Source organism: Aquitalea magnusonii, from assembly GCF_002217795.2.
In the GTDB taxonomy this organism is placed as follows: domain Bacteria; phylum Pseudomonadota; class Gammaproteobacteria; order Burkholderiales; family Chromobacteriaceae; genus Aquitalea; species Aquitalea magnusonii_B.
This window is the reverse complement of the sequence record NZ_AP018823.1, coordinates 4,099,754-4,121,238: the sequence shown is the minus strand read 5'-3', so window position 1 is coordinate 4,121,238 and position 21,485 is coordinate 4,099,754. Positions and strand designations below refer to the sequence as shown.

General features: G+C 59.0%; 17 protein-coding genes, 2 tRNA genes and 1 rRNA gene. 10 read left to right on the top strand and 10 right to left on the bottom strand.

Annotated features, from left to right (window positions below; genetic code table 11):
- Positions 1-110 precede the first annotated feature (110 nt).
- Together DLM_RS19300 and DLM_RS19295 are read left to right on the top strand one after the other, a co-directional pair.
- Complete coding sequence (locus tag DLM_RS19300; protein WP_197715454.1) at positions 111-1,586, top strand: DEAD/DEAH box helicase; 1,476 nt, start codon at positions 111-113, stop codon at positions 1,584-1,586.
- 246 nt (positions 1,587-1,832) lie between these two features.
- Complete coding sequence (locus DLM_RS19295) at positions 1,833-2,624, top strand: substrate-binding periplasmic protein (RefSeq protein ID WP_197715453.1); 792 nt, start codon at positions 1,833-1,835, stop codon at positions 2,622-2,624.
- Here DLM_RS19295 and DLM_RS19290 read toward each other — a convergent pair.
- Complete coding sequence (locus DLM_RS19290; RefSeq protein ID WP_089082330.1) at positions 2,600-3,196, bottom strand: TetR/AcrR family transcriptional regulator; 597 nt, start codon at positions 3,194-3,196, stop codon at positions 2,600-2,602. The genes DLM_RS19295 and DLM_RS19290 overlap by 25 nt on opposite strands.
- A 183-nt stretch (positions 3,197-3,379) precedes the next feature.
- Here DLM_RS19290 and DLM_RS19285 point away from each other — a divergent pair, with 183 nt between their 5' ends.
- Together DLM_RS19285 and DLM_RS19280 are read left to right on the top strand one after the other, a co-directional pair.
- Positions 3,380-4,282 (top strand): GGDEF domain-containing protein, encoded by a 903-nt coding sequence (locus DLM_RS19285; protein WP_089082329.1) that lies wholly within the window; start codon positions 3,380-3,382, stop codon positions 4,280-4,282.
- Positions 4,283-4,634: 352 nt separating this feature from the next.
- A complete protein-coding gene (locus DLM_RS19280) occupies positions 4,635-6,512 on the top strand; it encodes a sensor domain-containing diguanylate cyclase (RefSeq protein ID WP_145985897.1) in 1,878 nt (625 codons plus the stop codon).
- On the opposite strand, the gene DLM_RS19275 is transcribed toward DLM_RS19280, so the two are convergent.
- Positions 6,494-7,480 carry an FUSC family protein gene (locus tag DLM_RS19275; protein ID WP_089082327.1) on the bottom strand — a complete coding sequence of 329 codons (987 nt, stop codon included), beginning with the start codon at positions 7,478-7,480 and terminating at the stop codon, positions 6,494-6,496. The two genes, DLM_RS19280 and DLM_RS19275, sit on opposite strands and share 19 nt — an antisense overlap.
- 118 nt (positions 7,481-7,598) lie before the next feature.
- Between DLM_RS19275 and DLM_RS19270 the strand changes: the two genes are divergently transcribed.
- Positions 7,599-8,315, top strand: a complete 717-nt coding sequence (locus DLM_RS19270) for a pseudouridine synthase (RefSeq protein WP_089082326.1) — start codon at positions 7,599-7,601, stop codon at positions 8,313-8,315.
- Between the two features lie 17 nt (positions 8,316-8,332).
- On the opposite strand, the gene DLM_RS19265 is transcribed toward DLM_RS19270, so the two are convergent.
- The 8 genes from DLM_RS19265 to DLM_RS23915 all read right to left on the bottom strand — a co-directional run bounded on the left by DLM_RS19265 (position 8,333) and on the right by DLM_RS23915 (position 16,677).
- Positions 8,333-8,671: a rhodanese-like domain-containing protein gene (locus tag DLM_RS19265; protein ID WP_167467170.1), complete on the bottom strand. Its 339-nt coding sequence runs from the start codon at positions 8,669-8,671 to the stop codon at positions 8,333-8,335.
- Positions 8,672-9,621: 950 nt separating this feature from the next.
- The gene (locus DLM_RS23920) at positions 9,622-11,067 is read right to left on the bottom strand and encodes a methyl-accepting chemotaxis protein (RefSeq protein WP_089082323.1); all 1,446 of its coding nucleotides are present in this window, start codon (positions 11,065-11,067) and stop codon (positions 9,622-9,624) included.
- Positions 11,067-11,621, bottom strand: coding sequence for a PAS domain-containing protein (locus DLM_RS19250; RefSeq protein ID WP_089082322.1), 555 nt, complete (start codon positions 11,619-11,621; stop codon positions 11,067-11,069). The genes DLM_RS23920 and DLM_RS19250 overlap by 1 nt, the downstream gene beginning before the upstream one ends.
- 137 nt (positions 11,622-11,758) lie before the next feature.
- Entirely contained in the window at positions 11,759-12,439 is a 681-nt protein-coding gene (locus DLM_RS19245) for a Fe2+-dependent dioxygenase (protein WP_089082321.1), read from the bottom strand.
- A gap of 110 nt (positions 12,440-12,549) precedes the next feature.
- A complete protein-coding gene (locus tag DLM_RS19240) occupies positions 12,550-14,715 on the bottom strand; it encodes a TonB-dependent receptor (RefSeq protein WP_089082320.1) in 2,166 nt (721 codons plus the stop codon).
- A gap of 183 nt (positions 14,716-14,898) precedes the next feature.
- Positions 14,899-15,309, bottom strand: a complete 411-nt coding sequence (locus DLM_RS19235) for an ExbD/TolR family protein (protein ID WP_089082319.1) — start codon at positions 15,307-15,309, stop codon at positions 14,899-14,901.
- Entirely contained in the window at positions 15,296-15,904 is a 609-nt protein-coding gene (locus DLM_RS19230; protein WP_231959908.1) for a MotA/TolQ/ExbB proton channel family protein, read from the bottom strand. Before DLM_RS19230 ends, DLM_RS19235 begins: the two co-directional genes overlap by 14 nt.
- 65 nt (positions 15,905-15,969) lie before the next feature.
- On the bottom strand, positions 15,970-16,677 hold the full coding sequence (locus DLM_RS23915) for an energy transducer TonB (RefSeq protein ID WP_089082317.1): 708 nt from the start codon (positions 16,675-16,677) through the stop codon (positions 15,970-15,972).
- Positions 16,678-16,849: 172 nt separating this feature from the next.
- On the opposite strand from DLM_RS23915, the gene hslV reads away from it, so the two are divergent.
- The 5 genes from hslV to DLM_RS19200 all read left to right on the top strand — a co-directional run bounded on the left by hslV (position 16,850) and on the right by DLM_RS19200 (position 21,209).
- Positions 16,850-17,410: an ATP-dependent protease subunit HslV gene (gene hslV, locus DLM_RS19220; RefSeq protein WP_089082316.1), complete on the top strand. Its 561-nt coding sequence runs from the start codon at positions 16,850-16,852 to the stop codon at positions 17,408-17,410.
- Positions 17,411-17,477: 67 nt separating this feature from the next.
- Complete coding sequence (gene hslU, locus DLM_RS19215; RefSeq protein ID WP_045848449.1) at positions 17,478-18,818, top strand: ATP-dependent protease ATPase subunit HslU; 1,341 nt, start codon at positions 17,478-17,480, stop codon at positions 18,816-18,818.
- Between the two features lie 634 nt (positions 18,819-19,452).
- Positions 19,453-20,988 (top strand): 16S ribosomal RNA (locus tag DLM_RS19210).
- Between the two features lie 64 nt (positions 20,989-21,052).
- Positions 21,053-21,129: transfer RNA gene (locus DLM_RS19205), tRNA-Ile, on the top strand.
- A gap of 4 nt (positions 21,130-21,133) precedes the next feature.
- Positions 21,134-21,209: transfer RNA gene (locus tag DLM_RS19200), tRNA-Ala, on the top strand.
- The last annotated feature ends 276 nt before the right edge of the window (positions 21,210-21,485 follow it).

The window sequence follows — 21,485 nt, the reverse complement described above, 5'->3', positions numbered from 1 at the left end:
CGGCGCACAATGCAGGTCCCATCCCGGGGCTGGCCGCATCTATTTCAACCGTTTTCCGTCAGCCTAGATTGGTGTCGCTTACTGCGATCAGGCAGTCGCAGGAGTGCAGTATGTCCGAAATTACCTTTGCTGACCTTGGCCTGGCCCAGGATTTGTTGCGTGCCGTGGCCGATACCGGTTACACCGTCCCCACTCCCATCCAGGCGCAGGCCATTCCGCAGGTGCTCAAAGGCGGCGATTTGCTGGCCGCCGCGCAAACCGGTACCGGCAAGACCGCCGGCTTTACTCTGCCTTTGCTGCAATTGCTGATGGGCAAACCGTCGCGTCAGGCGGGCAAACCGCGCGCGCTGGTGCTGACCCCCACGCGTGAACTGGCCGCCCAGGTGGAGGAGTCGGTCCGCGAATACGGCAAATACCTGCCGCTCAAATCCATGGTGATGTTTGGCGGTGTCGGCATCAATCCGCAGATTGCCGCGCTGCGCAAGCCGGTGGACATTCTGGTAGCCACGCCGGGCCGTCTGCTCGACCATGTCAGCCAGCGCACGCTGGATTTGTCGGCGGTGGAAATCCTGGTACTGGACGAGGCCGACCGCATGCTGGACATGGGCTTCATCCACGATATCCGCAAGGTACTGGCGCTGCTGCCGGCCAAGCGGCAGAACCTGCTGTTCTCCGCCACTTTTTCCGACGAAATCAAGACGCTGGCCGACAAGCTGCTGGATCAGCCCAAGCTGGTGGAAGTGGCGCGCCGCAATACCACCAACGAGCTGGTGGACCAGCGCGTGCATCTGGTAGACCGCGACAAGAAGACCGATCTGCTGATCAAGCTGATCCGCGATCACAACTGGTATCAGGTGCTGGTGTTCACCCGTACCAAGCACGGTGCCAACCGTCTGGCGGAAAAACTGGACAAGATCGGCATTCCGGCGGCGGCCATTCACGGCAACAAGAGCCAGAACGCCCGTACCCGCGCACTGGCCGACTTCAAGAACTCCACCCTGCAAGTGCTGGTGGCCACCGATATCGCCGCCCGCGGCCTGGATATCGACCAACTGCCGCACGTGGTCAACTTTGAACTGCCGAATGTGCCGGAAGACTACGTACACCGCATCGGCCGTACCGGCCGTGCCGGCAGTCCCGGCGAAGCGGTATCGCTGGTGTGTGTGGATGAGTTCAGCTTCCTGCGCGACATCGAAAAGCTGACCAAGCAATCCATTGCCCGCTTTACCGTACCCGGCTTCGAGGCCGACCTGAACGTGAAGCCGGAACCCATCCCGATGGGCGGCAACAGTGGCCGTGGTCGCGGCCAGGGCGGTGGTGGCCGTCAAGGCCAGGGCGCGCGCCAGGGCCAGGGTGCCGGCAAACCGCGTCACGAGCAGCAAGCCAAGCCCACCGGCCACGGCCATCGCAGCCCGGCTGGCAACACGCCGCGCAGCAAACCGGCAGCACCGCGTCAGCCGGCGGCCGCCCAGCCGCAGGGCGCACGTCAGCCACAAGCCGCCAAGCCTGCCAGCGGCCAGCAACAGCAGCGTCGCAGCCAGCCGGCACGCCAGGTGTCGGCATTGTTGTCTCCCGCCAAGCGCTGATTCTGCGCCAGCCAGCAAGTCTGCAACGGCGCAGACTTGCTGCTGCCGGCAGCGGATCGTATGCTCGGACCTGCGTGCCCCGACAATGATTCACATTCACAATACAACGTCATCAGGTCGGGCCTGCCGTGGGGAAGTCTGGCGCATTGGCGTCAGTGGCTAACGATTCGTGATACGGAGCAGGGCATGAGGCATTGGCTGATGAACCATGCCGGCCGGACATGGCGGCGGTTCCTTGGATATGCATTGCTGCACATCATGCTGGCCTGGGCAGTACCTGCCCACGCGCAGCGCACTTCCCCGTCGTGGCAGGGGCAGATGGCCATCGTACTGGGTTCGGATGACTGGCCGCCTTATATTGGTGGCGATCTGCCCGATTACGGCATCCTGTCTCGCGTGGTGACGGCGGCTTTTGCCCACAGCAAGGTCACGGTCAGCTATCGCTTCTTGCCCAACAACCGGAGTTTGCAGTCCGCCCGCAATGGCATGGTGGATGGCAGCCTGGGCTGGGCGCCCAGCCCGGATCGCCTGCAAGACTTGTTGTACAGCCGACCGGTGATGGCGGCGCGCATGGTGTTTTTCCAGCGCAAGGCCAATGCCGTACGCTGGACGCAACTGGCGGATTTGGCCGGTTTGCGCATCGGCGTGACTATCGGCAATTACTATTCGGACGAATTTGACCGGCTGGCCCGGCAAGGCATCCTGAAGACCGATGGCGTTGCGGATGACCTCAGCAATTTCCGCAAGTTGTTGGCCAGGCGGATTGATCTGTTTCCCATCGAGGAAGAAGTCGGGCAGTTTCTGCTGTCGCGTCATTTTCCGCCGCGCGAGTCGCGCCAGCTAGAGCACAGCCAGCCTTTCTGGATGGCCCCCATGCATGTGGTGATCTGGCGCAAGCACCCACATGGTGCCGAGCTGATTGCCCGCTTCAACCGTGGCCTGCAGGCCTTGCAACGCAGCGGCGAGTTTGACCGCATGGTGCGGGAAACCCGCCAGGCTTGCCTGCGCAGCCCTCAATTGCCGTCAGAGGGCGAGTGATGGGCAATCATGGCTTCCGCCTCCTGCAGCAGTTGCATCGACAGATCACCATCCGTCACCGCCCGTGACAGCAGCAAGGCACCCACCATCAGGCTGAACTGAACTGCTGGCGTCAGCGGGTTGGCGACCTGGTCGCCGTCATCCTGGATGGCGGCCTTGCCCAGGATGTCCAACTGCTGTTGCACACCGCTGGTGAAGGCTTGCCGCGCCTGCGCTGTGCGTCGGCTCAGCTCCCCTGCCAGTGCTGCCGCCACACAGCCGGTATCGGGAAAATCGCGGTGCTGGATGCTCAAGTAATGCTGGGCCACGGCTTGGCGCTGCTGGCCGGCCTTGGCTTGCCTAAGCTGCTGTTGCCATTGTTCACAGGTTTTTTCCATTGCCTGCCGGCACACCTGGGCCACCAGATCTTCCTTGTCCTTGAAGTGCCAGTAAAAGCCGCCGTGGGTCAGGCCAAGGTCCGCCATCAGGTTGGCAATGCCTACTGCGGCAATCCCCTCAGAGCGAAAGCGTAAGGTCGCCATGTCCAGAATGCGCTGGCGAATGGCACTTTTATGTTGTTTGTCATAACGCATGCCGGTTTCCTGATTGATGCGGTTATTTTTATATTATGAACATCATATAAATAATTGCTAACTGAATCAGCAAGATAGCCGCAATGATTTGACTTGGCCCAAGGGTCAGGTGAACTTGTATTGTTGGCCTCCGGTTTCTATTTCTTAGTTTCAGCAGCTCAATTCGAGACCAGGAGCGACCAGATGGTGCTCAAGCAGCGGGATTTCCGCCTTATCGTAGAACATGCCAACGATGCCATCGTGGTGACTGAGGTGCAGCCGCTTGATGAACCCGGCCCAAGAATTGTCTACGTCAACCACGCCTTCAGCAGATTGTGCGGCTATGACAGGGGCGAAATCGTGGGCCGCAGCCCGCGCTTCTTGCAAGGTCCGCAAACCGATAGAGGCACGCTGCAGAACATCCGCAAGGCGCTGGAGGAAGTCAGACCCATCTGTTTGCAGCTGCTTAATTATCACAAATCAGGTCAGGCATACTGGGTGGAGCTGAGCATCATGCCGTTGTTGGATAATGACGGTACAGTCAGCCACTTTGTGGCGATCGAGCGCGATGTCACGCAGTGGCGTAGCCTGCACGAATCCTTGTATTTGCAGGCAGTGACCGATGAACTCACCGGCTTGTTCAACCGGCGCATGTTTGCCGACGTGGGTAACAAATACCTGAATCTGGCCCGCCGCCAACGCACTCCACTGTGCGTGGTGATGCTGGATCTGGACCATTTCAAGCATGTGAATGACTGCTACGGACACCACACGGGAGACTTGCTGCTGCAACTGGTTGGCCGGGTTTTGGAGAAAGGGATCCGGGAAAGTGACGTTGCGGGCCGGCTGGGTGGCGAGGAGTTTGGCATCCTGCTGCCGGAAACCGCCCTGCATGATGCCCTGCTGGTCGTGGCCCGAATACAGGACTTGTTGCAAAGTGAATGTCGGCAGGCCAGTCTTCCCGCCGGGGCGTGGGTCACTGTCAGTATCGGTGTGAGCATGCTGGGCGAGGCGGATACTACGCTGGACTGCACCTTGCAGCGTGCCGATCAGGCGCTGTATACCGCCAAGGAGCGCGGCCGCAACCGTATAGAAATCTGCATCTGACAGCTTATGCTGCTGGGTTCACCCGGTCTCCCCGCGCGGTATTTGCAGGCCATGCGTGCCGTTTTGTGGTGCGTGGAGGCTGGCGCAGGGTGCTATGCCGGTTGCGCGGGGGGATGGGAAGCCAAGGTATTTGCTTTGTTCCGGGCAATGCCGGGCGTGCAAGCTGTTCGATCAGTACCACAGGCAACCGGCGCACTGAACGATTCCGTGGATTTATCCCGATGTCTTGGCTATTCTTGCTGCCCATGCCGTGACACAAGGTTCCGCTTGCATTGTCTCGGTTTCATGGGGAGTGGCCGTGTTCATATCTGGCAAATCAGTGAGGCCGTGGCTGGCACAGCTGGCGCAAATCTTGTTGCCTGCATTGCTGTTGTGGCTGCTGCAGCTATTGACCATGCAGTTACCGCACTCGGTGGAGTTCGGCGGGCTGGCGCTCCCCTTGTACCTGCCCGCTGGCCTGGCGCTGGCCCTTGCTGTGGCTCAAGGCTGGCGTTGCGCGGCGGGCTTGCTGCTGGGCTTTTCCCTGGCAAATGCCATGCTGCTGCTGCACGATCCTGCGCGTGCGCTGGCACTGGCTGTGGTGCAGACGCTTGCTCCCCTGCTGGCGGCAGGTTTTCTACGTTCCCGCCTGCAACACACCCCGCCGTTCTACCGCCTGTCCCGCGTGCTGTTGTTTCTGTGGTGCGGGGTGCTGGCCAATACCGTGCTGAGTACGCTGCTGGCACATCTGGTACTGGACTACAGCCTGTTGCCTGCTGATGCCTCGCGCTGGAATGCCTTGTTTTCGCGTTGGCTGGGCGAGGTAAACGGCATTCTGGTGCTGACGCCGCCCATGTTGTTCCTGTTGCTGGATGCCCCGGCACGTTCCAGCAGCAATCCCGCGCGCTGGCTGGAAAGTGCATTGCTGACCTGGATCACCCTGGGTCTGGCGGTGGTGGAGTTCATCATCGCCGACTTCCGCCATGGTGTGGCAGCCGCCTTGTGGCCGCTGTCCTGCATCGCCTTGATGTGGGTTGTCTTCCGCTGCCGGCTGGCACTGGCCTACTGCCTGCATGGTGTGATCGTGCTGCTGGCCTTTGTCGGCGTGCTGTTGCATAACGGCCTTGCCTATCAGGACGCGGGTTACAGCGGCATTGCTGCTGCCGGCATGTTGCTGCTGGTGCAGTCGCTGACCTTGCTGGTGTTTGGTGCGCTGGTGGCAGAGCGGCGCTTTGCCGAAGACTGGCTGCGTCGGGCCAATCAGACGCTGGAGGCCAAGGTGGTGGAGCGTACCCGGCAACTGGCGCAAAGCGAGGCCCGCCTCAAGCTGATGGCAGATGCCTCGCCCTTTCCCATGGTGATGAACAATCTGGATGGCGGGGCGCTGATTTATGCCAATGCCCAGGCGGAAAGCCTGTTCAAGTGCCGGCTGGACACGCAGCAGCAGGTACAGGACTTTTACGTCGATCAAGAGGCACGCAAGCAGGTTTCCCAGCTGCTGCATGCTCATGGCGCGGTGCGCGACCATGAGGTCAAGCTGCACGATGCCGAGGGGCGACAGTTCTGGGCGCTGGTGTCCTGTTCGGTCGTGCATAGCGACCAGGCCCTGTATGTCATCAGTGGCATCAATGACATCAGCGAACGTAAACGCCTGGAGCGCAGCTTGCATGAGGCCAACGATGCCCTGCGCCAACATGTGGCTGAAATCGAATCATTGCATGTCGGCTTGCGTGAGCAGGTCCGGCGCGACCCGCTTACCGGCTTGTTCAACCGCCGCTATCTGGACGAAATCCTGCCACGTTTGTTGGCGCACATGCTGGCACTGAACGGAACGGTGGCTGTGCTGATGCTGGATGCCGACCATTTCAAGCGCATCAATGACCGGTACGGCCACCAGTGCGGCGATGCGGTACTGGCAGCACTGGGGGGTTTTCTGCGTGATCGCTTCCGCAGTGGCGACGTGGTATGCCGCTACGGCGGTGAAGAGTTCTGCATCCTGATGCCGGGCATTGCACTGGAAGCGGCCAGCGAGAAAGCCTGGCAGCTTTGTGAGGCGGTGCGCCAACTGCCTATCCAGGCCGGCGAACATTGCTTGCACATCACCTTGTCAGTGGGGCTGTCGGTTTGCCCGCTGCATGGGGAAGATCCGGAAAGCCTGATCCATGCTGCCGATGCTGCCTTGTATCAGGCCAAAGCCCTCGGGCGCGATCAGGTATGCCTGGCCCATTCCGGTCAACCCGCCCTGTCCTGATCCTGAACATGCAGGTGTTTGACGCCGATCTCCAGCCACCAGGCCAGGCTGCCTAGCAGTACCCCCACCAGCATGGTGTCGGCCACCCGTTCCACCACGCCATGCTCCACCTGTGTTACCGGCATGGCGGACAGCACCAGCAGGGTGAGACCGGCAATAAACCAGCGGAAGCTGCGCTGCATCAGCATCAGGGCCGTGGTGAGGGACAGGCACAGGATGAGCATGTGGATGGCTGGTGCAGGCTGCCACCAGGCCAGTGCCGCAGCCAGCACACCACCAAACAGCGTGCCGTAGACTCTCTCTTTCAAGAGCCAGATCATGCGCTGGGGCGAGGGGTCGATGATGCCAACCACCAGCACCGGCAACCACCAGGTATGCGGCAGATGCATGCGGGTGGCCACCAGCCAGGCCAGGCACCCACCCAGCACCAGATGCCAGGCATAGCGGCGGGTGTCTGCCGGGGATGCGCCAGGCAGCACCCGCTGCCAGCCTCGCAGCCCCCAGCGGCCCAGCAGCAGCCCGTATAGCGCCCCGGCGACAGACAGCAAGGCGTGCTGGCTGGCGGGCAGGCCCTGTGGCGGCATCATATTGCTCAGTAACAGGCAGAATACCCAGAACTGCATCCCCTTGTGCAGGCCACGCCGGGCGGATATCGCCATGAGCAGCAGCATGCCAGCCAGCAGCGGCAGCATCAGCCACCCCTGGCTGCCACTGGCATGGCCCAGCCACTGCATGACCGGCAGCCCGGCCACGGACGCCAGCTGCAAGCGTCCGGCCAGCAGCACGATCATCATGGAATAGGCTGCCGTCAGGGTGAAGGGGAAAATCCAGCCCGCCGGCTGCGCGCTGATGGCAATCAGTACCGCCGGCATAAACAGCAAGGTGCTGGTTGTCAGGGCGCGCAGCAGACGCAGGCGCTGGTGGCGGATGGTGGCAAGGCCGCGCAGGGCCAGGCGTGGATAAGTCATCAGGCAGTCCCTGCGGGCAGATGGAGTGGAGGTGGCTTCATCATAGGCAAGCCGGCAGGCAGGGTCATCAGCCCGAGGTTGCCATGCTGGCTGCCGGGGGGCGTGCTAACATTTCGTCATGGAACTCTACAGACTATTGCAACAGCAGGGCTTCGGCAGTCGCAAGGAATGCCGCAAGATGGTGGAATACGGTCTGGTGGAAATCAACGGCGCAGTCGCTGAAGATTACCGCCAGGATTGGACCCCGGCAGAGATTGACGAACTGGTGGTGGATGGCGAACCGTGGGAACTGCAGACCGGGCCAATCTACGTGATGCTGCACAAGCCCGATGGCTACGAAACCTCGCACAAACCCATGCATCACCCCAGTGTATATACCTTGCTGCCCTGGCAGTTTGCCAATCTGGGCATCACCGCCGTTGGGCGACTGGACGTGGATACCACCGGCCTGCTGCTGCTGACCAATGACGGCCAGTTTGTGCATGCGCTCAGTTCCCCCAAGCGCCATGTAGCCAAATGCTATGAAGTCACGCTCAAGCATCCGGTGGCCGATGGCTTGGTGCGGCATCTGCTTGCCGGGGTTTTTCTCAAGGATGACAACGAGAAGATTGCGGCGGACCACGTGGAAGTGATGGATGAAATCACCATCCGCATGACCATCACCCAGGGCAAATATCATCAGGTAAAGCGTATGGTGGCGGCCGCGGGGAACCGGGTGCTGGATTTGCACCGCCTGTCGCTTGGTACTGTGCTGTTGGGCGATCTGGATGAAGGACAGTGGCGCTATCTGGATGCGGCGGAACTGGCCAGCTTCGGTTTTGCGCCGGCGGAATAAGCCAAACTGGTTGTTGATTACAGCAACTGGTGCAGCTTTTGCATGGCCTCGCGCATGCCGCTGACACTTTCGATGTGGGTGTAGCCCAGGCTGCGCAAGCGCTCTGCCGCCAGTCGTGCTTTTTCACCGGTGCGGCAATACAGGGTAAGTGGTGTGGCAGGATCTGGAATGGTGCTGGCCACCTGCTGTTCCAACTGCTCCAGTGGCAGTGAACGGGCACCGGGAATGTGCTCGGTGCTGAATTCTTCGCTTGAGCCGACATCAATCACCAGCCGGCTGGTGGTGCCACTGAGCATGCGGTGGGCAAATGCCGCCGCGGTGACACCGCCCAGTAGTGCGCCGAAAAGATGTTTCATTGTCCTCGCCCGTCCCGTTTTCGTGCTGGTTTGCATGTGGCACGCTCTGCTTCCATTCCGCAGTTTTACATGCATTTGCCATGAGTCGAATTGTGGCAATTACCTAGTCAACGGTAAGAACACGTGAAGGCCCGTTCTTGCCTTGGCTGTGGTGGTTGCCAAGCCAAACAGCCATGCTGGCTGGCATGCTCTGCTGCTTGGCTTTTCCCTTCCCTCCGCCGGTCTTTTCAACAGGCTAATCCCGCGTTTTAGCTGCCCCTCATCTGGTTTGACCTTCCGCATGCCATTGGCCAGCAACATGCTGAACAGGCCGGCTATGCGCCGTATCGGCTTACCGCCCTGCTGGCCGGTATGGCCATGTGCTGTCGCCATTCATGATGTGTGCGGTATGTGGGCATGGTTTGCATGCGCCGGGTGGTGTGATGTGCAAGCCATTTTTTGCCATGCCTGATGCTGGGTGGCTGAGATCGGGTGCGGTACATGAATGGGTTGCAGTGTTTTGCAAGATGAAAATGACGGTACTTTTTGTATGTAAAAATCAATCAAACATCAAAATGTAATTTATTTAATGATATACATGTTTAATTTACGTAATAAATTGAATTTACTATCCGCGCAGCTTGCACGGGCTGTTGCAGGGCAGGCAAGCGTGCAGGGTGACTGCATGGTGCGGGGGATGATTAGGGTCGGCCTGGACTGACGGGAGGGTGGCGTGCTCAGCGCGCGCAGTGAGGCTGCCTGCGCGCAGGCCACCGTAAGTTGGCCCGGTCAGGCGCAGGGGAGCGGGTTTTCGCGACTGGCCATGACCTGCCGGACTTACAGGCTTGGGCCACCTGACTCACCTGCGTTGTGACTGCCTGGTGCGATGGGAATGCTTTGGCAGCGGGAGGGCGTAAAAAAGCCCGACCAACGGTCGGGCGCTGCGGCGTGCGTGCGGCTGAAACAGAAAATCAGCCGACGCTTGGCGTGGCGTGCTTTTCTTCCACCATCCGGTCCAGCAGATGCAGGACCTCGGCGCTGTCCTGCTCCATGGCGCGCATGTGGCGGACGATGGCTTCCTCGTCCAGCGCTTCCCTGTTGGCGGCTGCGGCAATGGCATTTGCGATACTGCCATCCACTTTCTCATCGCAAGCAGCAAGCTGGCCCAAGGCGCGGGTGGCTCCAAAGCTGTTGCGGCCTTCCTCTTGCCGCCAGAGCGTGAGATGGCTGCCCTGGGCAATGGCCGCACCTTCCTCGATGGCGTGGTAGGCCATCTGCTTGTGCATGACATGGCCAACTTTCTGTAAGGAAACTTGCGACATGTCGCGCACGCGTTGTACTTGCGCCAGCACGGTGTCCGATTGTTCGGCCAGAGTGGCAAAGCGATTGCGGAAGGTTTCCACCGATGCCTTGACTTCTGCCGCCACCGCACCTGCTTCTCCTGCCCGGACATGCATGTCGTTGATCCGGCTGGAAAGATTGCCCAGCACCGACTGTACGCGGTGGGCGGTATCCTTGCTGCGCTCGGCCAGCTTGCGTACTTCATCGGCCACCACGGCAAAGCCGCGGCCCATTTCCCCTGCGCGTGCTGCCTCGATGGCGGCATTCAAGGCCAGCAGATTGGTTTGGTCGGCAATGGCGGAAATGGCGGCCAGCGAGGATTCGATGCCGGTCCATTCCTGTGCCAGGGCGCTGCTGGCTTCGTTCATGCTCACCACGCTGCCGGCAATCGTGTCCATGTGGCCGGATAGCAGCACGGCGCTGTCCAGGCTTTCGCGCGAGGCGCTGGCCGTGTCACGGGTAATGCTGGAGACTTGGTCCATGGCGGTGCTGATCTGGGTCAGGTCGCTTTGGTTGCTGGCCAGGTTCTGGCGCAGATGCGGGTTGTTCAGTGCCGCTAGCTGGGATGACAGACGATTCTTGCGGATATAGCCGTCATTGTCGGCCATGGCCTGAATGGCGCTGTCCACATTACGCAGCGATTCGGCAAACATGCCCGGCAGGCCCTGGCTGAGCGGTCGTCTGCTGTAGTCGTTGTCGCTGACGCGACGGAAGCTGGTGTTGATTTCCTTGAAATAGGTTTCCACCAGGTCCAGGAAATCGTTCAGCTCCCAGGCAACCAGGCCCACTTCGCCCATATCGCGGGTGCGCGAGGCACGGTGGTGCAGCTCGCCTTCGCAGGCATAGCCCAGTTGTTCGTGCAGGGTGTTGAGTACGGTGAAGATGCGACCACTGCCCAGCCACACCATGGCCGACAGCAAGAGTGACAGCAGCAGCAGGAACACCTCTACCGCCAGTCGCCAGCTATCTGGCAGCAGCAGTGAGGCCAGCACGGTACAAATGGTGAGGGTGTTAAAGCCGATCAGCCAGAAACCAAGGCGGGTACGCAGGAAGGGGGAGTGTGAGCGGCGGGCCATTATGCGGATTTCCCGGTGGAAAGATTGGGATCAAGCAAGGAGAGTACGAAGCTTTCATAGCTATGGCCCTGCTTGGCCAGCTCGGCCAGTAGCCATTCCATGGAAGCATCCGGGGCGGTAGCCTTGCTGAGTGTGCTTTCCAGTTGGCACATGCGTGCATAAATGGGTATCACGGTTTCCACCGCCCGCCGGCCAGGTGGGCGACGTACGGAGAAATAGCCTTCCAGCTTGTTCTTGCTGTCGTAATCCGGGGTGACATTGGCCAGCACCCAGTAGTAATTGCCGCTGGCGGTGTAGTTTTTGACTACGCCAAAAAATTCACGCCCTGCATGCAGGGTTTTCCACATCAGCCGATAGACGCCACGCGGCATGTCCGGATGGCGGATCAGGTTGTGCGGTTTGCCCAGCAGCTCGCTTTCCGCATATTCGGCCAACTGCATGAATACGCGGTTGGCATAAGTTATGTGTCCGGTGCTATCGGTCTTGGTGACAATCAGTTCATCGTCTTCCAGCTGCACTTCCCGACTGTTTTGTGGTCTGGTCTGGCTTGTCATGGTGGGTTTCCGCAAAAATATCCGCAGAGGATATGTCAATTCAGTAGTTCTCTTGGGAACTTTACTTAGTTGCGAAAACAAATTTCATGATAGCGATCAGCTTTTTTTACCTTTTATTCAGAAAGCTAACTGGCTGTTTATAAATCCGCCCACATCCTTAGCAGGTTGTGATAATTGGCCGTCAGCGTGACCAGCTCGGCGGTATCGCCATGCTGTTGGCGCAGGCGTGAAATGGCCATGTCCATGTCAAACAACAGGCTGCGCTTGCTGTCATCGCGAATCATGCTCTGTGTCCAGAAGAACGAGGCAATGCGGGCACCGCGGGTGACAGGCTCTACCCGGTGCAGGCTGGTGGAGGGGTAGAGCACCATGTCGCCAGCCGGCAGCTTTACGCTGTGCAGGCCATAAGTATCTTCCACCACCAGTTCGCCACCGTCGTACTCATCCGGCTGGCTGAAGAACAGGGTGCAGGATACATCGGTGCGTACCCAGCTTTGGTCAAACGGGTGGCTACGTACGGCATTGTCCACATGATTGCCAAAGTCCATGCCGCCCTGATAGCAGTTGAACAACGGTGGAAACACGGTTTTGGGCAGGGCTGCCGAGAAGAACAGCGCATTGCGTTTGAGCGCTGCTTCCACCATGGCTTGCAGTTCGCGGGCGCTGTCCAGGTGCTGCGGCAGTTGCAGATTACGCTTGACCTGGGCGGACTGCGTGCCGGCGGTAATGCGGCCATCGGCCCAGTCGGCCTGGGACAGCAGCATGCGGCCATGAGCCAGTTCTTCCGGTGTCAGTACGTCGGGAATATGCAGCAGCATGGTGTGTATACCTTTTATATGAATTGATCCGGATGTTGCACCCGGCCGCGGGGGTGACCGGGTGCAACGGTCTGCGCTGTCGCAAGGGCGGCGCAGGCAGGGTGGGTGGCTTAGTACTTCAGGCCGACGGTCAGCTGTGCTTCGCGTGGGGTGCCCACGGTGGCATGGCCGCCATAAACGCCATCGTAATAGGTCTTGTTGCCCAGGTTGTTCAGATTCAACTGCAAGCGGTAATGCTTGGTTTCATAACTGAGCATGGCATTGGCCACCGTGTAGGCTGGCAGGTAGTTGACATTGGTCTCGGTGGCGTAGCGCTTGCCCACATAGGTGGCACCAATGCCGCCGGTAATCTGGTCGGTAAACTTGTACGTAGTCCAGATATTGCCGGTGGCGCGCGGTGTATAGCGCGGCATCATGCCGGTGGTGCTGTTCAGCCCCGGTGCGGCCTTGTCGATCTTGGAATCCATGAAGGTGACACCGGCAAAGATTTCCCAGCGCTCGGTCAGGCGGCCGCTGCCTTCCAGTTCAATGCCGTTGGTGTGTCGCTTGCCGGACAGGGTGACCAGTGTGGTGTCATCCGGGTCGGTATTGCGTTCATTGGTTTTCTCGATGCGGAACAGCGCGGCACGCAGGCTGGCATCGCCATCCAGCAAGTCCCATTTGGCACCCAGCTCGATATTGCGGTTCTTTTCCGGGTCTACCTTGGCGGTGGCCTTGTCCAGCGAATAGGTTTCGCCAGAGGGGTTGAACGAGGTGCCATAGCTGAAGTAATAGGACTGGGCCATGTCCGGCTGCCAGATCAGGCCGCTACGCCAGCTCCACACATTATCCGTGCGCGACAGGTCGTAGCTGTTGTTGCTGTTACTGTTCAGGCTGCCATCGGCATTGTAGCTGCGCACATTGTAGTCGCCTTCAAAGCGGTCGAAGCGCGCCCCCAGCACTGCCTTCCATTGGCGGTTCAGCTCGATGGTATCCATGGCATACAGGGCGATGTCGCTGGCCTGAAACTTGGTATTGCTGTTGCGATAGCGCGCGGTATTAATGGCGGTGGAGGATACCGGGTTGCCGATAGTGGTGGTGGGCAGGGTATTGCGCAGGGTGTAACGGCTGGTATCGGACAGCTCATAAGTCAGTTCCAGCCCGGTCAGCAGGGTGTGGCGAATGTCACCGGTGGCAAAGCGGGTGGTCAGGTCGGTCTGGTTGTTGACGGACTGGTCCACACCGTCGCGCAGCGGCTTGCTGCGACGTATCAGGCCGGTGGCGCTGGTGTCGCTGCTGGCCAGGCGTGGCGCGGTGGGGCTGACATCACGCCAGAAGCGGTTATAGCGCAACTGGTTGCTCAGCTCGGTGCCATTGCCAAAATCATGGGTGATTTTGGCGGTAACAATATCTGCGCTGGTTTTTTCGTAGTCGCTGTCAAAACCGTAGAACTTGCTGCGGTCCACGCTCAAGGGCTGGCGCGTGGCCGAGTTGTACGGCACGCCGTAGTCCGGCACATTGTTTTCTTCCTGGTGCATATAAGACAGCACCACCGTGGTGGGCTCGCCCAGGCCGAAGGCCACCGACGGTGCAATCCCCCAGCGTTCACTCTTGGCGGCACCGCGATCGCTGCCGTCGTGGGTATCCATCAGGTTCAGCCGCACCGCGGAGTGCTCGCCAGTCATCTGGTTGATGTCGGCGCTTACGCGTTGAAAATCGTTGCTGCCGATGGTGAGGTCGCCCTCCAGCTTGTTACCCTGATAGGGTGATTTGCTGACCTGATTCACCACGCCGCCGGTGGAGCCACGGCCAAACAGCATGGAGCTGGCACCTTTCAGCACTTCTACTTTTTCATCGTTGAAAGCATCGCGGTTGTACTGGCCGATATCGCGCATACCGTCACGATAGGTGTCGGTGGCGGCGGAGAAGCCGCGAATCACCACCTGGTCGCCGCTGCGACCACCCTCGCCGGCGGCAAAGGTGATGCCGGGGACATTGCGCAGTGCATCTTTCAGTGTGGCGGCACCCTGATCCTGCATCAGTTGCTGGTTCACCACCGTGATGGATTGCGGAATATCACGTAGCTGCTGCTTGGTCTTGCCGATGCTGGTGGTTTCCGTCTTGTAGGTGTCGCGTACCGGGGCCTCGCCCTCCACGGTCACCGTCTCCAGCGTCTGGCCGGTTTCTGCCGCCAGGGCCAGGCTTGGGCTCAGGGCTACGGCCAGCATGCCCACCGCCATGCGGGCGGGCAACTTGCGCTGCGCCAGGTGAGGGGATTGCTGCAAGCTTTGTTTCATTTAATCCTCTTTTATTGTGTGTCGGTCACGGTAGATCACTGCCAATGCGCATGCCGGAAAGTGGCGCAGCCGTCCCCGCATGCTGTGTGGGCAGCATGTGTGGAAGCAGGCAAAGGCAGAGGGGGAGACAACTGGCCGCTCACCCCCGTGATGGCCAGTTATCAGAACAGCGGAAAGCTGTTTTTAGGGTGCTTCGGTCAGAAAACCGATACGGCTGATGCCGCTTTGCTGAGCCGATGCCAGCGTGGTGGCCACCAGTTCGTAGCGCACGCTCTTGTCGGCGCGCAGGTTCAGTTCCACCTTGGGATTGGACTGCACGGCAGCGGCAAAGCGTGTGGCCAGCGCGTCCTTGCTTACCGGCTGGTCGTTCCAGAACAGCTCACCTGCGGCATTGATGGACAGGCGGATCTGTTCCGGCTTGTCCTGATGTTCCGCTGCGGCTGCCTGGGGCAGATCCAGCTTCACGCTATTGGTCAGCAGCGGTGCGGTAATGATGAACACCACCAGCAGCACCAGCATCACATCCACCAGCGGCGTGGTATTGATTTCGGCCATGGGTGCGCCGGGGCCCTTGTCGAAACTACCGAACGCCATGGGCGGACTCCGGTTGGGTCAGCAATTGAGCGTGCAGGTCATGGGCAAAATGATCCAGCTGCTGCGACATCACCCGCTGCGTCCGGGTAAAGGTGTTGTAAGCCAGTACGGCAGGAATGGCCGCTGCCAGGCCGGCCGCGGTGGCGATCAATGCCTCGCCGATCGGTCCGGCCACGGTAGCGATGCTGACCTGGCCGGCAGCACCAATGTTTACCAGTGCGTGATAGATGCCCCACACGGTGCCAAACAGGCCGATGAACGGTGCGGTCGAACCCACCGAGGCCAGTATTGTCATGCCGCTTTCCTGGCGGGCATTTTCCTGGGCCAGCGCCTTGCGGATGGCACGGGTGACAAATTCGTCCAGGTCGCATGCCTTGCCCAGCGAACGCTCAGCGTGTTGCTGATGGTGGCGCAAGGCGGCCAGACCTTCGCGGGTGATGTGTGCCATCGGTGCCGTCGAGCCAGCCAGCGCCTGTTCGGCGGCGCTCCAGTCGGCGGCATCCCACAGCGCTGCCTCAGCCTGGCGATTGGCCTGGCGTAGGAGATAGGTCTGTACTGCACGCTGCAGGATGAGCGACCAGGTCGCCACAGACATGAGAATGAGAATCATGAACGTTGTAATCAGAACAACGTCCCCTTGCTGGAAGACAGTCAGTAGCTTCATGGTTTATGCGGGTTCTTCAGGGAAAATTCGACAGGAACAATAAAAGTATAAGGAATGGCTTCATCGCCACGCTTGGCCGGAATGAATTTCCAGCCACGTACCGCAGTTAGCGCTGCACGGTCCAGCCGGGGAAAGCCACTGCTGTGTTCCAGCTCCACGGATACCGGCAAACCCTGGGCGCTCACCTGCACGCGCACGCGCACCGTGCCGGTTTCTTCCATTTCCAGTGACAGTGGCGGATAGCTTGGCTTGGGATTATTCAGATAACCGCCACGGTATAGCGGCTCGTGAACCACCGGCGCTGGTGTCGGGGCGGGTGTTGCGGCTACCGGTGCGGCAGGTGTGGCGCTCACATTGGTGGCAGCCTCGGTCACTGCTGCAGGTTTGGCCGCGGCGGCTGTTGTACGCGCCACCGGTTTGGCTGCCGGTTTTGGCGTGGGCGCAACAGCAGGACGTGCCACTGCCGGCTTGGCTGGCGTATGTTGTTTGTGCTGGCTGGGTGGCGTAGCTGCTGCGGCTGCCGGCGGTGCGCTGGGCGCAGCCAGCGTCATGGCCGGCAAGCTGGCCAGTTTGGGCAGCGTAACCGGAGGTGAACTGGCCAGCCAGCCTGCAATCAGCAGCAGGGCCAGCACATGCAGGCTGCAACTTCCCAGGAAAGCAGCAGAAGGCAGCGCAGCCGAAGAAGATTGGAGTCTGAGATTCATACTGGAATGATAATGCAAACCATTATCATTAGCAATTGTTAAGAAGTGATTTGCGCTGCGCTACATCAAACCATGCCGCGCCAAGGGTTGGCTTGTAATCCCCCCGAATGCCTGCATATTGCAAACTGCACGTCTGCATGGCGCAGACACATTCAACAGACGGGAACGGAACATGCAGCAGTTTGACGGAACCACCATCGTCTCAGTGCGTCGCGGAGAGCGCGTGGCGCTGGGCGGCGACGGTCAGGTAACCCTGGGCAATATCGTGATCAAGGCTACAGCGCGCAAGATTCGCCGCCTGTATCAGGGCAAGGTGCTGGCAGGGTTTGCCGGCGGTACTGCCGATGCCTTCACCCTGTTTGAACGCTTTGAAGCCAAGCTGGAAAAACACCAGGGCCATCTGGTGCGCTCCGCGGTGGAACTGGCCAAGGACTGGCGTACCGACCGCATGCTGCGCCGACTGGAAGCCATGCTGATTGTGGCCGACAAGGACGCCACTCTCATCATTACCGGGAATGGCGACGTACTGGAGCCGGAGCAGGGCATTGCCGCCATTGGCTCGGGCGGGGCCTTTGCCCAGTCGGCAGCACGTGCGCTGTTTGAGAATACAGACCTCGACCCCGCGGTGGTGGTGAAAAAGTCACTGGAAATCGCCGGCGACATCTGTATCTATACCAACCAGAATCACCTTATCGAAACCTTGGGTGAAGAAGCCCAGCCAGCGGCGCAATAAACCCAGCCTTCGTCCCCATTGATTCACAGGCCACCGCAGGCATGCCGACGTGGCCGGGAGTACCGTCATGACGCAAATGACCCCGCAAGAAATCGTTCACGAACTCAACAAGCACATCATCGGCCAGGACGCCGCCAAGCGCGCCGTTGCCATTGCCCTGCGCAATCGCTGGCGTCGCCAGCAAGTGGCCGAGCCGCTGCGCAGCGAAATCACCCCCAAGAACATCCTGATGATTGGCCCCACCGGCGTCGGCAAGACCGAAATCGCCCGTCGTCTGGCCCGTCTGTCCGGTGCGCCCTTCATTAAAGTGGAAGCCACCAAGTTCACCGAAGTCGGCTATGTCGGCCGCGACGTCGACACCATCATCCGCGACCTGGTGGAAGTGGCCATCAAGGAAACCCGCGACGCCGCCATCAAGCGCAACCGCGTGCGCGCCGAAGATGCCGCCGAAGACCGCATCCTCGACGTACTGCTGCCGCCGGCGCGCAGCGCCCCCGGTTTCTTTGGCGAACCGCAGGCCGAAGACAGCAAGCCCGAAGACGGCCACACCCGGCAGAAATTCCGCAAGATGCTGCGTGAAGGCAAGCTGGACGACAAGGAAATCGAAATCGAAGTGGCTGCGCCGCAGTCCAAGATGGAAATTTTTGCTCCGCCGGGCATGGAAGACTTCTCCAGCCAGCTGCAAAACATGTTCCAGGGCATGAATGCCGGCAAGAAGAAGGCCAGCAAGCTCAAAGTAGCCGAAGCTTTCAAGCTCTTGATCGACGAAGAAGCCGCCAAGCTGGTCAACGAAGACGAACTCAAGGCCGAAGCCATGAAGAACGTCGAGCAGAACGGCATTGTCTTCCTCGATGAAATCGACAAGGTCACCAGCCGCTCGGAAGGGCAGGGTGCCGATGTCTCCCGCGCCGGCGTGCAGCGCGACCTGCTGCCGCTGGTAGAGGGCACCACCGTCACCACCAAATACGGCATGGTCAAGACCGACCACATCCTGTTTATCGCCTCCGGCGCCTTCCAGCTATCCAAACCGTCCGACCTCATTCCGGAACTGCAAGGCCGTCTGCCCATCCGGGTAGAACTCTCCTCGCTGTCGGTGGACGACTTCGTGCAAATCCTCACCAGCACCGACGCCTGCCTCACCCGCCAATACCAGGCGCTGCTGGCGACCGAAGGCGTGGAGCTGGAATTCGAAGAGTCCGGCATTCGTCGCCTGGCCGAGATTGCCTGGCAGGTGAACGAAAAAACCGAAAACATCGGCGCGCGCCGTCTGTATACGGTGATGGAGAAACTGCTGGAAGAAGTCTCCTTCGATGCGCGCAGTGGCAGCTGCAAGATCGACGCCCACTATGTGGATGGCAAGCTGGACATGCTGTCCCAGCGTGAAGACTTGGCCCGCTACGTACTGTAAGCCCCTATCTGCTCCCGCAAACAACAGCGCCCACCGGGCGCTGTTCAGGCGGCTGACAATGTTATTTGCTGCGCTTGTACTGGACCCGGCAACGCCGGGCCTTCCGACCAAGCACTTAATTCCGCAGCCTTCCCATCGATTCCCCTTTCCCCCCGCCCTTCCCTGAAAGGGAGCCTCGCTTTCTATCCAGAAATCGAGAAGGGGTTGTTGTCAGTAAGCAGAAAAATGAAAAATGCGTATAAACAGCGAAATGATTTGCTGATTTGACCATCCGGCACGATTTTCCTGCCGGGAAATCCCGGTGGTGGCCAGTAAATGACGGGGTATCAACATCGACATTCAATTTGTTTCGGTTTTTATTCTTTTTTAAATCAATGCTCTGCGATGAAATCTGTAAAAACAACGCATATTTTGAAAATAAGGTGTTGACGAGGTTAGGCTGCGGGCGTATAGTTCGCCTCCTCAGCAGACAACGCAGCGACGGAAACGAAACGCAGCGACCTGCACCGCTCTTTAAAAAACAGAATAACCGATAGGTGTGAGTGCTTGGCGAAAGCCAAATACTTGCACTGCAAGACAAGAAATACTTGTTATTTTCTTTGATCTTGCGTGCCAGAAAATTTGCTATGAGATTGAACTGAAGAGTTTGATCCTGGCTCAGATTGAACGCTGGCGGCATGCTTTACACATGCAAGTCGAACGGTAACAGGGAGCTTGCTCCGCTGACGAGTGGCGAACGGGTGAGTAATGCGTCGGAACGTGCCGAGTAGTGGGGGATAACTATCCGAAAGGATAGCTAATACCGCATACGCTTTGAGAAGGAAAGCAGGGGATCGCAAGACCTTGCGCTATTTGAGCGGCCGACGTCTGATTAGCTAGTTGGTGAGGTAAAGGCTCACCAAGGCATCGATCAGTAGCGGGTCTGAGAGGATGATCCGCCACACTGGGACTGAGACACGGCCCAGACTCCTACGGGAGGCAGCAGTGGGGAATTTTGGACAATGGGCGCAAGCCTGATCCAGCCATGCCGCGTGTCTGAAGAAGGCCTTCGGGTTGTAAAGGACTTTTGTCAGGGAGGAAATTCCTAGCGCTAATATCGCTGGGGGATGACAGTACCTGAAGAATAAGCACCGGCTAACTACGTGCCAGCAGCCGCGGTAATACGTAGGGTGCAAGCGTTAATCGGAATTACTGGGCGTAAAGCGTGCGCAGGCGGTTGTGTAAGTCTGATGTGAAAGCCCCGGGCTTAACCTGGGAACTGCATTGGAGACTGCACAGCTAGAGTGCGTCAGAGGGGGGTAGAATTCCGCGTGTAGCAGTGAAATGCGTAGAGATGCGGAGGAATACCGATGGCGAAGGCAGCCCCCTGGGATGACACTGACGCTCATGCACGAAAGCGTGGGGAGCAAACAGGATTAGATACCCTGGTAGTCCACGCCCTAAACGATGTCAACTAGCTGTTGGGGGTTTGAATCCTTGGTAGCGTAGCTAACGCGAGAAGTTGACCGCCTGGGGAGTACGGCCGCAAGGTTAAAACTCAAAGGAATTGACGGGGACCCGCACAAGCGGTGGATGATGTGGATTAATTCGATGCAACGCGAAAAACCTTACCTGGTCTTGACATGTACAGAACTTTCCAGAGATGGATTGGTGCCCGAAAGGGAGCTGTAACACAGGTGCTGCATGGCTGTCGTCAGCTCGTGTCGTGAGATGTTGGGTTAAGTCCCGCAACGAGCGCAACCCTTGCCATTAGTTGCTACCATTTAGTTGAGCACTCTAATGGGACTGCCGGTGACAAACCGGAGGAAGGTGGGGATGACGTCAAGTCCTCATGGCCCTTATGACCAGGGCTTCACACGTCATACAATGGTCGGTACAGAGGGTAGCCAAGCCGCGAGGTGGAGCCAATCTCATAAAACCGATCGTAGTCCGGATCGCACTCTGCAACTCGAGTGCGTGAAGTCGGAATCGCTAGTAATCGCAGATCAGCATGCTGCGGTGAATACGTTCCCGGGTCTTGTACACACCGCCCGTCACACCATGGGAGTGAGTTTCACCAGAAGTGGGTAGGCTAACCGTAAGGAGGCCGCTTACCACGGTGGGATTCATGACTGGGGTGAAGTCGTAACAAGGTAGCCGTAGGGGAACCTGCGGCTGGATCACCTCCTTTCTAGAGAAGGCGATCGTCAAGTATTCACAGCCTATCGGTTATTCGAGATTTTAAGGGTTTGACTGGGTTTGTAGCTCAGCTGGTTAGAGCACTGTGTTGATAACGCAGGGGTCGAAGGTTCGAGTCCTTCCAGACCCACCAGTTTGGGGGATTAGCTCAGTTGGGAGAGCACCTGCTTTGCAAGCAGGGGGTCGTCGGTTCGATCCCGTCATCCTCCACCACCTCAACTCAAACAAAAACGCATCTGGAAACGTTGTTTCCGGGTATCTTTTTGTTTGCGTTGAATTGACCGCAAGGTCGAACGCCCGATCTTTAACAAACTGAAGAAGCCGAATTAATTAGACGGCGAAATGAAATGCATGAAGTTAACTCTGCATGCAGGACAAATCGTCATCTTGGGAATTTGATTGTATCTAATGTCATGTCGCCATCACAAAAGGGGCGGTGTGACATGTCGCACAAACACAATCCTGTCGGATTGGTAACTCAGGTTACTG